The 16,234-nt window shown below is 36.8% G+C and carries 13 protein-coding genes; all 13 read left to right on the top strand.

Annotated features, from left to right (window positions below; all coding sequences use genetic code 11):
* Window positions 1-7 precede the first annotated feature (7 nt).
* The 13 genes from gmd (at window position 8) to EV294_RS23515 (ending at window position 16,207) form a co-directional block, all read left to right on the top strand.
* A complete protein-coding gene (gmd, locus tag EV294_RS23575; protein ID WP_132311313.1) occupies window positions 8-1,102 on the top strand; it encodes a GDP-mannose 4,6-dehydratase in 1,095 nt (364 codons plus the stop codon).
* A 3-nt stretch (window positions 1,103-1,105) separates the two neighbouring features.
* Window positions 1,106-2,362 (top strand): glycosyltransferase family 4 protein, encoded by a 1,257-nt coding sequence (locus tag EV294_RS23570; protein ID WP_132311311.1) that lies wholly within the window; start codon window positions 1,106-1,108, stop codon window positions 2,360-2,362.
* 40 nt (window positions 2,363-2,402) lie between these two features.
* Window positions 2,403-3,263, top strand: coding sequence for a glycosyltransferase family 2 protein (locus EV294_RS23565; protein WP_207918185.1), 861 nt, complete (start codon window positions 2,403-2,405; stop codon window positions 3,261-3,263).
* Between the two features lie 52 nt (window positions 3,264-3,315).
* Window positions 3,316-4,425 carry a glycosyltransferase family 1 protein gene (locus EV294_RS23560; protein WP_132311309.1) on the top strand — a complete coding sequence of 370 codons (1,110 nt, stop codon included), beginning with the start codon at window positions 3,316-3,318 and terminating at the stop codon, window positions 4,423-4,425.
* A gap of 6 nt (window positions 4,426-4,431) precedes the next feature.
* Entirely contained in the window at window positions 4,432-5,508 is a 1,077-nt protein-coding gene (locus EV294_RS23555) for a glycosyltransferase (protein ID WP_132311307.1), read from the top strand.
* Between the two features lie 19 nt (window positions 5,509-5,527).
* On the top strand, window positions 5,528-6,847 hold the full coding sequence (locus tag EV294_RS23550; RefSeq protein ID WP_132311305.1) for an O-antigen ligase family protein: 1,320 nt from the start codon (window positions 5,528-5,530) through the stop codon (window positions 6,845-6,847).
* Window positions 6,848-6,961: 114 nt separating this feature from the next.
* Entirely contained in the window at window positions 6,962-8,371 is a 1,410-nt protein-coding gene (locus tag EV294_RS23545) for a lipopolysaccharide biosynthesis protein (protein WP_132311303.1), read from the top strand.
* A gap of 575 nt (window positions 8,372-8,946) precedes the next feature.
* Window positions 8,947-9,993, top strand: a complete 1,047-nt coding sequence (locus EV294_RS23540; protein WP_165930790.1) for an acyltransferase family protein — start codon at window positions 8,947-8,949, stop codon at window positions 9,991-9,993.
* 106 nt (window positions 9,994-10,099) lie between these two features.
* On the top strand, window positions 10,100-11,227 hold the full coding sequence (locus EV294_RS23535) for a glycosyltransferase (protein WP_132311299.1): 1,128 nt from the start codon (window positions 10,100-10,102) through the stop codon (window positions 11,225-11,227).
* A 90-nt stretch (window positions 11,228-11,317) separates the two neighbouring features.
* Window positions 11,318-12,370, top strand: a complete 1,053-nt coding sequence (locus EV294_RS23530) for a GDP-mannose 4,6-dehydratase (protein ID WP_132311297.1) — start codon at window positions 11,318-11,320, stop codon at window positions 12,368-12,370.
* 26 nt (window positions 12,371-12,396) lie between these two features.
* Window positions 12,397-13,773, top strand: coding sequence for a sugar phosphate nucleotidyltransferase (locus EV294_RS23525; protein ID WP_132311295.1), 1,377 nt, complete (start codon window positions 12,397-12,399; stop codon window positions 13,771-13,773).
* Window positions 13,773-14,867 (top strand): glycosyltransferase, encoded by a 1,095-nt coding sequence (locus EV294_RS23520; protein ID WP_132311294.1) that lies wholly within the window; start codon window positions 13,773-13,775, stop codon window positions 14,865-14,867. The genes EV294_RS23525 and EV294_RS23520 overlap by 1 nt, the downstream gene beginning before the upstream one ends.
* Before the next feature lie 2 nt (window positions 14,868-14,869).
* Window positions 14,870-16,207 (top strand): UDP-glucose dehydrogenase family protein, encoded by a 1,338-nt coding sequence (locus tag EV294_RS23515; RefSeq protein WP_132311292.1) that lies wholly within the window; start codon window positions 14,870-14,872, stop codon window positions 16,205-16,207.
* Window positions 16,208-16,234: the final 27 nt, after the last annotated feature.

The raw sequence follows: 16,234 nt of genomic DNA, 5'->3' as shown, positions 1-16,234 counted from the left end.
GGAAACGATGGTTAAGCGCGCATTAATAACAGGTGTAACAGGACAAGACGGTTCCTATTTGGCAGAGTTCTTATTGGAGAAAGGTTACGAGGTTCACGGTGTTATCCGCCGCAGCTCCTCCTATAACCAAGAACGTCTGGAAGATCTTCTTACAGAAGAAGAGGCAAGATCTATTCTTAACAACCAGAACTTCCATCTTCATTATGGCGATGTTACCGATGCTCTTAACATTACACGCTTAATCGGTGAGATCCAGCCGGATGAGATTTATAATCTCGCTGCACAATCGCATGTACGCGTATCCTTCGATATGCCTGGCTATACACTTGATGTTGACGGCAAAGGAACACTGAATATTCTTGAAGCAGTCAAATTCCTTGGCCTTACAGAGAAGACTCGCGTATACCAGGCTTCCACTTCCGAGCTTTACGGGAAGGTTCAAGAAGTCCCTCAGAAAGAAACAACTCCATTCTATCCTCGCTCTCCTTATGGCGTTGCGAAGATTTATGGCTTCTGGATTACGAAGAATTATCGCGAATCCTATAATATGTTCGCGGTTAATGGCATTCTGTTCAATCATGAGTCTGAACGCCGTGGTGAAACATTTGTTACCCGGAAGATTACTCTTGCTGCAGCACGCATTGCAAAAGGCAAACAGCAGAAGCTGATGCTTGGTAACCTGGATTCCTTACGTGACTGGGGTTATGCCAAGGATTATGTAGAATGCATGTGGCTGATCCTTCAACATGATAAACCGGAGGATTTTGTTATCGCTACAGGCGAAATGCACTCGGTACGAGAGTTTGTGGAGTTGGCCTTTAAGCATGTAGGCATCCAGATTGAATGGCAAGGTAACGGCGTAGAAGAGAAGGGCATTAATACGAAGACAGGTGAAGTAATTGTTGAAGTCGATCCTACCTTCTTCAGACCGGCCGAAGTGGATCAATTGCTGGGCGATCCAACTAAAGCCAGAACGTTATTGGGCTGGAACCCTACGAAGACTTCCTTCGAAGAGCTCGTAAGCGTAATGGTGAAATACGACATGGCCAAAGTAAGCTCCGAAGAAGGCAGCAGAAAGATGTTCGATGGGGTGCTAGTGTAGAGCATGACAACCGAACCGAATATAAAGAAGAAGCTGCTTATCTATGCTCATTATTATCACCCGGACGTTGCATCAACCGGCCAGATTCTGAAGGAGCTGGCCGAAGGGATGCTTGATCCCTTTGACATAACGGTTATTTGCGTTGTTCCTTCTTATACAGGTAGCGTAGCTGCGGAGTATAAAACCAAGATGTTCTACTATGAAGAGATTAACGGTGTGAAGGTGCTGCGAATCCGCGTACCGGAATTCAGCAAGAACAATAAGATGAGCCGAATCAAGAACATTCTGGCGTACTTTGTTGGGGCCATGCTGGCTACTTTCAAGGTAGGTAAGATGGATTACGTGTATTCTATCTCGCAGCCGCCTGTCCTTGGCGGACTTATTGGGGTATGGGGCAAGTGGATGAAGCGGGCCAAGTATATCTATAACATTCAAGACTTCAATCCCGAGCAGACGATGGCAGTTGGATACAGCAAGAACAAGCTAATACTGAATGCCATGTTGTGGTTCGATAAATTCAGCTGCAAATGCTCGGATAAAGTCATTGTAGTTGGCCGAGATATGGTGGAAACCGTGAAACAACGTTTTAAGGGTAAGAGGGTTCCGAATCATTCCTTTATTAATAACTGGATTGATGAGAAGGAAATCTATCCATTACCAGATGATCATGAACAAGTGGTTGCTTTTAAGAAGCAGTATGGCTTAGAGAACAAATTCGTCATTATGTACTCAGGCAATATTGGCCTGTACTACGACCTTGAGAATATTATGCATGTCATTAAGGAGTTTAAAGAACAGGATGATATTGTATTTGCTTTTATCGGCGAAGGTTCAGTCTTGAGTAACTTGGTTGACTATAAAGAAGAGCATGATCTCAAGAATGTAACCTTTATTCCTTATCAGAAAAAGTCAGATTTAATCTACAGTCTGAATGCTGGAGATATTCACTGGTGTATTAATGCTAAAGGAATAAAAGGAGTATCCGTTCCTAGCAAATTATATGGAGTGTTAGCGGCAGGTAAACCGATAATAGGTGTTCTAGAAGAAGGTTCTGAAGCAAGGATGATTATTGAAGAAATAGGATGCGGGTTTGTAACAGAACCGGGTAACTACAGTGAGGTTGCAAGAATAATTCAGAGATTAATAGATGAAAAACAAATTGTAAGTTCAATGGGAGCCAGAAATAGAGAGTATTTGGTTAACAACCTGGCCAGGGATGTTTCTGTGAAAAAGTATATTAAAGAGATCTTGGATTGTTAAATGCTGTATAGTCATTATTTTAATGATTGGGGCAAAGAAAATGGGGAATATGGCTGACATAACCGCAATAATTCTTACTAAGAACGAAGAGATAAATATTAGAGACTGTATTTTATCTATTAAAAAGGTTTGTAAAAGAATTGTAGTAATTGACAGTTTCAGTACTGACCGAACTATTGAAATCGCTGAAAGCCTTGGAGCTGAAGTCTATCAAAATAAATTTATTAATTATGCCAAACAGTATATATACGGTGTTGAGGTTGCGAATATTCAAACTGTTTGGACCCTGCGCATTGATGCGGATGAGAGATTGACGACTGAATCTGCAGCTGAACTTGCTAGTATTGCTGATATGAACATGAATACAGATATTAACGGCATCGTGTTGCGATTTAAGAAAAATTTTCTTGGAAGAGATTTATATCATGGTGGAGTTTATCCATGGAAGAAGATGAATGCATATAAGACTAGATATGGGTCTATTGAGGATAGATCCATGGATGAACATATTGTTCTTTCCCAAGGCAAGGTAGTTCATATGAAAAAAGATTCATTACATTATGACTTTAAGAATATCGAGTATTGGATAAATAAACACAATTGGTATTCGTCCAGGGAAACGGTAGATTATTTTGATAATCTTAATGAAAGTAAAAGTAAAACTGATTTGGATTTAAAAACTTGGTTTAAAATGAAATTCTACTATAAGCTTCCAATGGGTGTTAGAGCCAGACTCTATTACGTATATCGTTATTATGTACGGCTAGGATTTTTAGATGGAAAAGAAGGACAAATTTACGCTTTCTTACAAGCTTATTGGTACAGGTATTTAGTTGATGTAAAAATATTCGAATGCGAGAAAATGGAAACGAGATATGAGGGTGTTGGGGAACTTAAATGAGAAATACCCCGTTAAAAGGTAATGATATGCCAATAAGACTGGGGATTTTTAAATGATAAAAGTATTAGTTGTTGTTAAAACCTTAGAGGTTAACGGAGTAAGCAATGTGATAATGACTTATTCTAGAAATATAAATAGAGAATTAATTGAAATGGGATTTGCAACAAGTGAACACATAGCTGAGTCCTTTAAGTCTGAGATTAATAATAATGGTGATAAATTATTTGTTATAAATAATAGGGATTCAAACCCAATCAAATACATTTATAAATTAGCATCAATTGTTAGAAGAAATAAGTATGATATTGTTCATGTTCACGGTAATAGTGCTCTTATTACAATGGAACTTCTAGCTGCAATGCTTGGGGGAGCAAAGGTGAGGATCGCACATAGTCATAATACCACGTGCAATCACCTACAACTCGACAAGATGTTAAGACCACTTTTTAATCTATGCTACACTAAAGGAATAGCTTGTGGTCGAGCTGCTGGGGAATGGATGTTCAGAAAAAGGAAATTTACAACGATACATAATGGGATTGATTTGGGAGAATTCACTTTTTCTGAGAAAAGTAGAGACGAAATAAGATCTCAACTTGGACTTCAAGGAAAAATGGTGATTGGTCATGTTGGTGCTTTTAATTATCAAAAGAATCATGAGTTTTTAATTGAACTATTTCAAAAACACTTGAACATCAAGAAAGATTCTACATTGCTCTTAGTTGGAGACGGTCAACTTCGTGAAGAGATGGAAGACAAGGTGAGAAAGAAAGGTATTGAGGATAAAGTTGTTTTTTATGGTATTTCTAATGATGTTAAAAGCTTAATGATGGCAATGGATGTGTTTGTTCTTCCTTCAAGATTTGAAGGCTTACCTTGTGTTCTAGTAGAAGCTCAAGCCCTTGGATTGTCATGTATTGTTAGTGATGCAGTTTCTCAAGAAGCTGCATTAACGGATAACATAGCTTTCTTACCTTTAGCAGCAGACTTGGATGAATGGTGTGATAGAATAATTAATTTCAAAATTCCGGATAGACAAGTTGGATCTCAAATTGCACATGCTCAATTAGCTGATAAAGGTTATGACATAGAAATTAGCACTAAAGCACTAGAGGCGATATATTCAAATACTACTAAAAAAGTGGAGTGGGGAGCACAGTGAGTAATAATGTATACAAATGTTACGAATAAAAAAATAGCCTTTGTTGTTGGTAGGCTTGGGGGCGGTGGAGCTGAAAGAGTATTAATGCTTTTAGCAGATGCATTTCATGAGCACAGCTATGATGTAACGATAGTTGCATATACAGAATATCAACAAGAGTATTCAACTAATTGCAAGATTGTAAAATTAAATCCAACGGATACAGCTTTGAGTAAGTTTCAACAAGTAGCTGTCTTAAGAAAGGCCTTAAAGGAAATTGATGCGGATGTGGTTATATCTTTTGAATATCCACTAAATATGAAGACAATTTTGGCGGCCTTTGGTTTAAAATCTAAAGTTATTGTTTCTGAACGGAATGATCCGAATGAGATTAATAATAGAAAGAAGCTAAAGATTGCGCGAGATCTATTATATCGTATTTGTGATACTTTAGTATGCCAGACATATGATGCAAAAGAGTATTTCTCGAAAAAAATTCAGAAAAAGTCGGTTGTCATTGCTAATCCAGTGAAACGTGATTTACCTATTTGGAATTTATTTGACTCTAATGAATATATTATTAACTTTTGTCGGTTAGAGAAACAAAAAAATATTCCTTTATTGATTGATGCCTTTGCTGGTTTTGTTAAAGAGTATCCAAACTATAAATTAATTATCTATGGTGAAGGGTCAGAAAAGTCGAATATTATAGAAAAAATAAAAAGTGAAAATCTCCAATCGGTTATAGAAATTAGAGACTTTTCATTAGGGGTTCATCAAGCAGCTTCAAAGAGTCGAATGTTTGTATCTACTTCGGATTACGAAGGTTTGTCAAATTCAATGTTGGAAGCAATGGCGATGGGGATGCCTGTAATTTGCACGGATTGTCGAATTGGTGGTGCAAAGATGATGATAAAAAATAATGAAAATGGTATTTTGGTGCCTTGCGGGAATAGTCTTATGGTATTAAATGCAATGAAATCCATCGCTGCCGACCCTGCATTTGCAAAAAAATTGGGGGAAGAAGCGTTACATGTACGTGAAAACTTAGACTTGAATAATGTGTTTAAAAAATGGGAAATGATTATCCATTCCAAGCTTTAGTATTCTAGTGGGAGGTAACATGAGATTGGGGTTTAGTAGTAAGGGAATACTAAGCATATTGTTCGCATTATATTTATGTTCATATTTATTGGTGAATGTTAGTTTGATTAGAGAGATTTGTGCCTTTTTATTTTTTGGAACTGCAATATTGATATATATTGCAAATAAAATTGTTCGAATAAAAGCATATTTTTTATTAGAATTTTTATTTCTTATTTATGGTTCATTACAATTAATGGCGGGTATTCCGACAGATGTTGTTGCAAGCTATAAGAGATTGATGATTATTGCAACTTTATTTTTAATAAATGTTGGAACATTTTGTTATATTTTATATGTTGATAATTTCGATAGAATTATTAGAGTGTTTACCAAAACCATATTATTCTCGAGTGTATTTTTGACATTTAATTTTTATAAATCAATATTGCAAGATGGACGCTTGACGGCTAGTGACTCATCAATTTCATTACTTGGACCTTTTTGGGGCGGAATAAGTTCAACTGGCCTTAGTGCTATAATTTCAATTAGTTTTTCATTCTACTATATAAATTATTATCAAAAGGAAAATAAGCTTAAGTTTAATTTTATTACTATCCTTCATATTGTTCTTTTAATTTTAACGGGTAGCAGAAAAGTGCTACTTCTTGTATTAGTCGTAATGATTTGTGTTCCATTCTTTAATGATAAAAGAGCCAAAGTTGTTAAAATAATTAAGTATTCCCTGTTTGCCTTTTTATGTTTAGGAGGTGGTTATTACATTTTTATGAAAGTGCCTTATTTATATAATGCTTGGGGTTCGCGACTGGAATCTGTGGTGTTATTTTTTACAAATGGCACAGTTGATGATGCTTCTATTGAAGCGAGAGTAGGACTAATTTCAATTGCAAAACAAGCTTATAGTGAAAAACCAATTTTCGGGTGGGGGCTTGATAATTTTGTTTCCGTCTTTACTCATGGCTATTATGCACATAATAACTTTTGGGAATTGTTATCTACTTGTGGGTTAGTAGGTTTTATTATTTACTATACTAGATATTTATACTTATTTAAATCTTTGATTAGCATTAGAAAACAATCTGGATATTCTGAGAAAGCCATTATTAATTCATATATAATCGTTTTTGTTATTTCAGTGGTTATGGAGTATTGGCAGGTAACTTACTTTTATTCCATAATTATGGTTTGTTTTGTGCTAATGATCGGACACGTTGAACAATTAAAGCAAACTAACAAGAAAAATGATATTTCCGTACCGGACTCTATCGGTACCAGTAGTGTAATTACGAAAAACATACCGGACAATACGAAGGCATCCCAGCTAAACCGATTCGTTTAATAACGAGCAACATATGCAGCTGAACCTATTTTAGTAAACTCTTGATGGTAAATTCATTGTAATGCCGATGCTCTTAAAGGATTATGCGGCCTTAGAGAGGAGTAACAATTATCTATGCAAAGAAACAGATTAATTAAGAAGACTGGTTTGTATTTAATTGGGAATTTATCGTCAAGAATTATGTCCGCTATAATAATACCGATATATGCATTCTTTATTCAAGCCAATGATCTTGGTTATTTCGATTATGCGCAGACCATTATGGGTATTGTAATTCCTATAATATTTGTAGCTATATGGGAAGCGATACTGCGATTTTTATTGTATGAAAACGATGATTTGTATAAAGCAAAAATTCTTGCAACATCTGTAGGTTTCATTATCTTTATTATGGGCATTTTTGTAATAGGTTTGATAATATATGGATCCTTTTTTGCAACTGAAACTAAGTCAATTTGCTTTATCGGATTAATGTTTATTTCTAATGGTATCTCTCAAATATGGCTATACTATGCAAGAGCCTTTGGGGATAATAAACTTTACATTACGGCAGGTTTAGCGGGAGCCGTTATACAATTTGTTTCAGTTCTGATGTTTATTTGCATATTGAGATTTGGGCTTAATGGGCTATTTATTACTTCGATATTAGGACAATTTTCAATATTTGTAACGATAGAGAAGCGATTGCATATTTTAAGTAAGTTTAAATTTAAATATTTTGAATTTAGAATGTTAAAGAGCTTGTTGAAATTTTCTTCTCCGTTAGTTTTGAACTTATCTTTTGCCTGGATATTGTCGGGGTTTGGGAGGTTTCTAATAGTTAATTATTTTGGAAACGAAATGAATGGGCTCTTTTCTTTTGCAAATAAATTCTCAATTCTTATTACAATGATGGGTTCAATTGTTACAATGGCTGTTATAGAAGAAGCAATAATTACTGCGAAAACAAAGGGGTTTGACTCAGAATTTACAAAAACAATTGAATTTATTTTTAAAATTTTTATGGAATTGACCCTGCTTGCTGTACCGGCTATTAACATATTCTATGCATTCATAAAGAGTACAGATTATTATGTTTCATATAATTATGCTTCATGGCTGCTCCTCGTTGCTGTTTTTACAACTATGTCTTCAAATATAGGTTCAGTTTTTCAAGCGATAGATAAAACCCAATACCAATTCATTACAACGATGATTGGAGCCATTGTATCAGTCTTGACATCATACGTTTTGATTTCAGTTATGGGGATATACGCTGTCATTCTAGGTCAAATACTAGGGGCATTATTAATGTTGCTTTCTAGATATGTGATAATTAACAAATACATTGATTTTAAAATTAAGTGGAAACCGATTTTAATAAAGTCTGGCTTGTTTATAGGTATAGTAATAACAAGTATAAATTCATTGCTCCTCGTTAATATCATTATTTTATTAGTAATTACTGTAGTGTTGAGTTATTTAAACAGTAACTACTTGTTAAATGGCTATAATTTAGTAATGAAAAAACTAAGAAGTGTGTAGTCCAATGTAAAGTTGTAGATTAAGAGGAATAAGGATATTGGGGGCATTGAGTCTTACACTAATTTATTTGTGCGGATATTGAAACAATAATCGGTTAAATTATCATATTATATCGGTTTCCACCTAGTGTATGAGCTTGCTTCTAATGATCTTACCACACGCTTATTTGTGACATGCTTTCTTTAAGTTCTACATATTAGTTATTAGGAGTCTAAGAAACATCAATCAAAAAGCCAATCATTTTTTTGGGGATAATCTCTTACGGTCTTATTTGGTGAATCAGAACATTGATCATTGACTGTATCGTTATAAATCTCCTTGAGAAAAAAAGGGAGTTACTAATGAATAACTAATTATTGTTCCTATACTGCTTGCTAACATAAACACATTTTGCATTGTGAAACCATTAATAAATTTTTTTCTGCGAGAGAAAACACAATAAAATGCTTCTGCCAAATAACTAAGCGGTAGAAATTTTTTTTTATTTTATTCAAACCTCTTCGACAAAAATTCACGGCAATATGATGAGAATTGTATCAAGTGTCAAAGTGAGCAATTCTTTTAGGGGGATTAGTATGGAACGAAATGGCAGGTTATCGGAGTTGGATGCACTTAGGGGACTAGCTGCATTGGCTGTGATGCTGTACCATTACACTGCACAGTATCCTAAATTATTTCACGATAAAGATTCTGACCTGTTTATTAACTTTTCCTGGGGATATCTCGGAGTCCAATTGTTTTTTATTATCAGTGGATTTGTGATCTATATGACGCTAAACAGTACAAGGAGTACCAAGGATTTTTTTGTAAAGCGTTCGATCCGGTTATATCCGGCGTATATTGTTGCGGTAGTGTTGACGTTTACTCTAACAACACTGTACCAATTACCTGGTAGAACTGTAGGTCTCTCTGAAGCCTTAATTAATCTATCTATGTTACAGGAGTTTATAGGGATAAAAAGCGTGGATGGTGTGTATTGGACGCTAAGAGTTGAAATGACTTTTTATCTATTCGTTGGAGCATTACTTTTGATTCCACGGCTAGTCAAGAATATTGAGGTGGTTGCACTAATTTGGCTGCTTTTTTGTTGTATGGTCAAAGTAATAGATTATTGGGTAGATTCTAAAATCACTGGTGGCTTGAACTTTATTACAATCGGTGATTACTGCAATTTATTTATTTCAGGGATAATGTTCTATCGAATAAGGCAAGGGAACAACTCTGGACTGCCACACGTCATGATTGCTTTGTGTTTATTATACCAGTTCATTTTTAGTGAATTGATTACTGCGATTGCAGTACTTATATTTTTCGCAATCTTTTATTTACTGATTTTTAACAAAATGACGTTCATTGATATCAAACCATTGGTCTTTTTAGGTAGTATTTCGTACTGTTTATATCTTATTCATCAAAACATTGGATATATTATGATCCATTCACTTGAGAGATGGGGGATCAACAGCCAGATTGGTTTCATTGCACCGATCGCTGTTTGCATTGTGATTGCCTATTGCATTACAAAGTTTATCGAGCAACCGGTTCAGAATTTTATTAAAAAGAGATTGGGCTCTTCTTCAAAACCTGTGAAAACTATTCAGAGTCAGCGAGTAAATAGTTAGGTCGCTGCTGCTGGAACTGGTTGGGCGCGGTCAGGCGATTCGAGATTTTGCAAACGATAACTAATAGACAAGCACGACGAATTTAGATGCGGGGATGTAATGAAAAATGAGTATGCTCATGAGGAAAATTCTTAAGAAAACTAAAATAAATAAATTGATTCTTAATAATAAAGTTTCATATAAGTTGATAGCATCAACCATTAATCAATGTGATACATCGTATAGCTTAGAGTATTCTAGGAACGTATTAGAACATCTTTCCCCTAAACCATCTGGATCAAGTTATTCAAATAATGAAATTAAACAGGTAGTGTATGATTTGCAAATAATTATCCCTGCATACAATGTTGAACAGTATATCGATGATTGCCTAACTACCGTCCTCAACCAAGAAACGGATTATTCTTATTTGGTTGTCGTTATTAACGATGGATCTACAGATAGAACTAAGGAAATACTAGAAAAATATGAAGGAAACAGAGTAAAGGTTATTAATCAAAGCAACAAGGGATTCTCCGGAGCTAGGAATACTGGATTACAAGAAATAAACAGTAGATATCTAATGTTTGTTGATTCAGACGATAGATTAGAAAAAAACGCAATACAGCTATTATTAAAAGCGGCATATAAAAATGATTCCGATGTTGTTGAAGGTGGGTATTATAGATTTAAAAACAAACATACAATAATAAGCAAAACTTATCATGCTAACGAAGATGATATAAAAGCCTTAGGAAATCTACGTGGATTTCCATGGGGGAAAGTATTCAAGTCATCATTATTTGAGAATATAAAATTCCCTGAGGGGTACTGGTATGAAGATGTAATTTTTTCATATTTAGTTTTTCCAAGATGTAAAAAATCATCTACTATAAGTGATATTGTATATTGGTATAGAAGAAACTCATCAGGGATTTCTTTTACCTCCTATAAAAGTAATAAATGTGCGGATGCCTACTGGATAATTGAGCAAATGTTAGAAGACATGAAAAAACTTAATATTAAAAAAACACAGGATATTTATGACAACACTTTGAAACAAATTTATTTGTGTTTTGCGAGAACGCAATTAATGCCTGAAGAGATTAAAAAAAGCTTGTTTACTCTATTAGCCAACATGATACATTCTGAATTTACTGATTTTAAAACAAAGAAAAAAGAATACAAAGTTCTTGAAATTGCATTGAGAAATAACGATTATATTTCATTTTTTATGTTTTGTACCTTTTATTAATGATAAATCGAGACTAGCAATACTTAACTGTGCATTTGACCAATTATAAAAGAGCCTTAAAAAGAATAAAAGTAAACTGGGGGGGAACTTATGAAGTTCGAAAATACAACTATATTGATTACAGGTGTTGCAGGATTCATTGGTTTTTATCTTGCCAAGCAAATATTAGAGTCGAATGATTCTACGGTGTCTATTATTGGTGTAGATAATGTAAATAGTTATTACGAAAGCTCTTTAAAAGAAAATAGAATATCATTACTACAGAAAATCTCATTAGAAAATGAAAATGGACAATTTACTTTTGTTAAGTGTTCGATAGCAAATAAACTTGAGATAGATGAAATATTTGTTAAGTATAAACCAAGCATTGTAGTAAACCTTGCAGCTCAAGCGGGAGTAAGATATAGTATCTCAAATCCAGATGCTTATATTGAATCGAATGTTGTGGGGTTTTTCAACATTCTTGAAGCATGTCGACATTCATATGATAAAGGTCAGAAGGGTGTTGAACATTTGGTGTATGCATCCTCGTCTTCAGTGTACGGTTCGAATGAAAAAGTACCATATTCAACTGAGGATAAGGTAGATAATCCAGTTTCTTTGTATGCTGCTACAAAGAAATCTAATGAACTATTCGCTCATTCATATTCTAAATTGTATGGTATTCCATCAACTGGATTGAGATTCTTTACAGTATATGGCCCGATGGGAAGGCCTGATATGGCTTATTTTAGTTTCACTAACAATATTGTGAAAGGGAAGAAAATACAACTCTTTAATAATGGTGAGATGTTTAGAGACTTCACTTATATCGATGATATAGTTGCTGGTATTATAAATGTCATGAAAAAGAGCCCAGAACCTACGTCCGATGGTGTAAAATATAAGGTTTATAATATTGGTAACAATCAACCGGAAAGCTTATTTAACTTTGTAGAGACGTTGGAAAAATGCTTGATAGCAGAGGGAATTATTAGCGAACCAGTAGAAAAAGAATTTTTGCCAATGCAGCCTGGTGATGTTTATCAAACATACGCTGATGTTGATGACCTCGTAAGAGACTTTGGATTTAAACCGAATACAAGTTTAGAGGAAGGTTTAAGTCGATTTGTGAAATGGTATAAACAATATTATTTGCAATAAATCTGAAAGCTTGGAGGTTTCGATATATGAAGTTAGTCCTCCTCTCCGGAGGCTCTGGCAAGCGTCTCTGGCCATTGTCCAACGATGCCCGGTCTAAACAATTTCTTAAAGTTCTTGAAAACGCTGATCAAGAACTTGTCTCCATGGTACAACGAGTATGGGGCCAAATCAGTGAATCGGGTTTCGCCGATTCAAGTTACATCGCTACTGGCAAAGCCCAGATCGAAATGATGCATAATCAGATCGGACCATCTGTGCCGCTAATAATTGAGCCTGAACGTAGAGATACGTTCCCGGCCATTGCATTAACAGCTTCTTATTTATATTCTGTCGCCCAGGTTGATCTGGACGAAGTCATAGCAATCTTACCAGTGGACCCTTACGTGGAGGGCCACTTTTTTTATGCCGTTAAACAGTTAGAGGCTACTATTCAGGAAACAAATGCTGATTTGGCGTTAATTGGTGTAAAGCCGACCTACCCGTCAGCAAAGTATGGTTACATAATCCCAGAGCTTGAGCAGTCAGCTCATAATGATGCTCTTAAAGTAAGTCACTTCCAAGAGAAACCTTCCGAAGAAGCTGCTGCTGGTCTTATTAAGCAGCAAGCTTTGTGGAACTGTGGCGTATTTTCTTTTAAGTTGGGATACCTCATTAATATCCTGAAAGAGAAGGGGTATCCGCTTCAATATAATCAGCTAGTCGAGCAATATCATGAGCTGCCCAAGATTAGCTTTGATTATGAAGTGGTTGAGAAGACGAATAATATCGTTGTAGTACCTTATTACGGTTATTGGAAAGACCTTGGTACCTGGAATACCTTAACGGAAGAGATGGGAAATAATCAAATTGGTAGAGGAATTATAAGTGAAGATTGTATAAACACTCACTTGGTTAACGAACTGAACATCCCGGTTACGGTTCTTGGGGTATCGAACGTGGTTGTAGTTGCTAGTCCTGACGGTATTCTTGTTACGGATAAGAGTGCAAGTCCTCGGATTAAAGAATTTATTAATTATGATCAAGGCCCAATGTTTGAGGAGAGAGAATGGGGCTGGGTTAGAATACTGGACAATGAGCGTTACGAAGATGGTCGTACAGTAATAACCAAGAGGGTAGCAGTTAAAGCGGGCAGGAATTTTAGTTATCTCATGCACTTAAACCGCGAGGAAGTATGGACGGTTGTGAAAGGTGAAGGGGAGTTCGTGCAAAACGGCGTGCCGATGAAGGTAAAAGCCGGTAATGTTCTGCATATTCCAATAAAGACTTTGCACAGTCTTAAGGCAATTACCGATATGGAGATGATTGTTGTTCATAGCGGATATGAGGATGAAGATAAGGTAATGGAGCTGTATTCCACCTGGTTGGAAATGTCCGAACACTGCCTTAATATTTCAATGAGATAATGAACACGAAAACGATCGCTTATTATGTTTCCGATTATGGTTTTGGCCACGCTACAAGAAGTATTGCTGTCATTCGTGCTTTGTTTCAAGTTGCTGACCAGCCTTATAGACTCGTCATATGTTCTTCAGACACGGTATTAGCCTTTATTAAGGCTTCACTTTCCAATTATCGAGAAGTAATCGAGTATCGTCAATGCATCTCAGACGTGGGTTATGTTCTTAAGCCAGACAGCATTGAACCTGACACAGTGGCCTTTGCAGCAAAGTATCACAAGTATATGGAGAACCTGCCTCATGAAGCAGCAAGAGAGTCTGATTTTCTTCGAACGGCTGGGGTTGATCTTGTGATCTCGGATATTTCTCCTATTGCCTTTGTAGCTGCAAGACATGCTGAAATACCCTCGGTAGGAATATCTAATTTTACTTGGTATACGGCTTACTTGGAAATGATCGATCATTCTGCTCTGCAGCCATTATTTGAAGTCTATGCTGCAATGGATTATTTTGTGAGCTTGGAAGGTGCTGTTGAACCGGATTGGGGGAGACAAGGAACTCTTCAAGCGGATTTCTTCAGCAGGGAAGTGGATCAGCAGGAAGTAAGTCGTATTTTGCATACCATTAATCCTGGCAGGCAGAAGAGAGCCGTCTATTTCGGTATTGGAATGAGTATAAATGTACAAGATTTGGCCGCATTAAAGCTGTGGGAGGATGATGCTTATCTCTTTATTGTGTCAAGCAACATGAAGGTGGAGCATAAGAATATTATAGCTATTCCGGCTTCCTATACGGAGTCGCAAAATTATGTTGCAGCATCGGATCTTGTTATCAGTAAGCCTGGATGGAGTACGGTCGGAGAAGCGGTGGCGCTTCGAAAGCCATTGCTCCTGCTTCATCGGAGCAAGATGAAAGAAGATAAGAATACCATTCTGGCTCTTCAAGACCGTCACCCTTATCGAATGATAGAGTGGGGGCAGTTAAAGGCGGACAACATGCAAGACTTTATAGATAGAGAGAATTTCTTTGAAGATACTCGGCAACGTAATGGAGCAGTTCATATTGCTGAATATCTCAAACAAATTGTAGGGAGTGAGTGAGGATGAAGCTGGCGGTAATTGGTACAGGATATGTTGGCTTAGTCTCTGGGGTGTGTTTCTCTGAACTGGGCAATGAAGTTATTTGTGTAGACAATGCGACATCAAAGATCGAGTTATTGAATAATGGTGAAGTTCCTATTCATGAGCCTGGTCTTAAGGAACTGATTGCAAGCAACACGGAAGCGGGGCGATTGTCCTTCACAACGGATCTGGGTGCTGCCGTGAATGCTTCAGAGATCATTATTATTGCTGTTGGCACCCCTTCCTTGCCAGATGGAAAGGCCAACTTGGCCTATATTGAGCAAGCAGCAGAGGAAATTGGCCGTGCCATTAATGGATACAAGGTTGTTGTTGTGAAAAGTACGGTGCCGGTGGGCACAAATGAGAAGGTTGCAGCTATCATTCGGGATTATGCGACGGAATCTTTTGACTTTGCTTCTGTTCCTGAATTTCTGCGAGAAGGAACAGCTGTTAAGGATACATTGAATCCGGATCGAATTATTATCGGAACGGAAAGTGAGCGCGCAGCTGAAATGCTTACTGCGTTGCATCGTCCATTGACTGATCAAATTACCATTACTGATGTGCGCAGCTCGGAGATGATTAAGTATGCTTCGAATGCTTTCTTGGCTACAAAAATCTCCTTCATCAATGAGATCGCCAATATCTGTGAGAAGGTAGGGGCGGACGTGGAGGAAGTGGCCAAGGGAATGGGGATGGACCGGCGTATCGGTTCTTCTTTCCTGAAGGCGGGTATCGGATACGGCGGATCTTGCTTTCCGAAGGATACGCAAGCTCTCATTCAGATCGCGGGACAGATGGATTATGATTTCAAGCTGTTGAAATCCGTAGTTGAAGTGAACCGGGATCAACGCTTTAATGTCATTCGGAAGCTGGATGAACTGCTGGGAGACGTTACGGGAAGAACGATTGGGATCTGGGGGTTGGCCTTCAAACCGGAAACGGATGATGTGCGTGACGCTCCAGCCTTTGAGATTATGGAGACCTTACTGGAGCGGGGAGCATTGGTTAAAGCCTATGATCCTATTGCTTCGAGTAACTTTGAAAAGGCCTTTAACCGTTCTGAGGTGGAATACTGTAATTCTGCTCAAGAAGCTGCCGAAGGTGCAGATGCGCTGTGTATTCTAACGGAGTGGAAAGAGTTTATTAATATCCCATTGTCGGATATTCAGAAATGGTTAAAAACGCCGAACCTCATTGACGGCCGAAATATTTATCGGGAAGAAGATTTGGAAGAGACGCCTTTTGCCTATTATTCCATCGGAAGACCAAAGATGAATAACGGAGTGAAAGAGACGAATCCTATTCTTTCTTTTTAAAATTATTAATATGTAGATAGGAGACAC

The sequence above is a fragment of the Paenibacillus sp. BK033 genome (assembly GCF_004345425.1).
In the GTDB taxonomy this organism is placed as follows: Bacteria; Bacillota; Bacilli; order Paenibacillales; family Paenibacillaceae; genus Pristimantibacillus.
This window is presented reverse-complemented; position numbering and strand designations above follow the sequence as displayed.

Excerpts from the sequence above, each read along its gene's own strand:
- EV294_RS23565 (WP_207918185.1), top strand. The coding sequence starts at position 2,403 with ATGGGGAATATGGCTGACATAACCGCAATAATTCTTACTAAGAACGAA.
- EV294_RS23520 (WP_132311294.1), top strand. The coding sequence starts at position 13,773 with ATGAACACGAAAACGATCGCTTATTATGTTTCCGATTATGGTTTTGGC.
- EV294_RS23525 (WP_132311295.1), top strand. The coding sequence starts at position 12,397 with ATGAAGTTAGTCCTCCTCTCCGGAGGCTCTGGCAAGCGTCTCTGGCCA.
- EV294_RS23515 (WP_132311292.1), top strand. The coding sequence starts at position 14,870 with ATGAAGCTGGCGGTAATTGGTACAGGATATGTTGGCTTAGTCTCTGGG.
- gmd (WP_132311313.1), top strand. The coding sequence starts at position 8 with ATGGTTAAGCGCGCATTAATAACAGGTGTAACAGGACAAGACGGTTCC.
- EV294_RS23555 (WP_132311307.1), top strand. The coding sequence starts at position 4,432 with ATGTATACAAATGTTACGAATAAAAAAATAGCCTTTGTTGTTGGTAGG.
- EV294_RS23560 (WP_132311309.1), top strand. The coding sequence starts at position 3,316 with ATGATAAAAGTATTAGTTGTTGTTAAAACCTTAGAGGTTAACGGAGTA.
- EV294_RS23535 (WP_132311299.1), top strand. The coding sequence starts at position 10,100 with ATGAGTATGCTCATGAGGAAAATTCTTAAGAAAACTAAAATAAATAAA.
- EV294_RS23540 (WP_165930790.1), top strand. The coding sequence starts at position 8,947 with ATGGAACGAAATGGCAGGTTATCGGAGTTGGATGCACTTAGGGGACTA.
- EV294_RS23570 (WP_132311311.1), top strand. The coding sequence starts at position 1,106 with ATGACAACCGAACCGAATATAAAGAAGAAGCTGCTTATCTATGCTCAT.
- EV294_RS23530 (WP_132311297.1), top strand. The coding sequence starts at position 11,318 with ATGAAGTTCGAAAATACAACTATATTGATTACAGGTGTTGCAGGATTC.
- EV294_RS23545 (WP_132311303.1), top strand. The coding sequence starts at position 6,962 with ATGCAAAGAAACAGATTAATTAAGAAGACTGGTTTGTATTTAATTGGG.
- EV294_RS23550 (WP_132311305.1), top strand. The coding sequence starts at position 5,528 with ATGAGATTGGGGTTTAGTAGTAAGGGAATACTAAGCATATTGTTCGCA.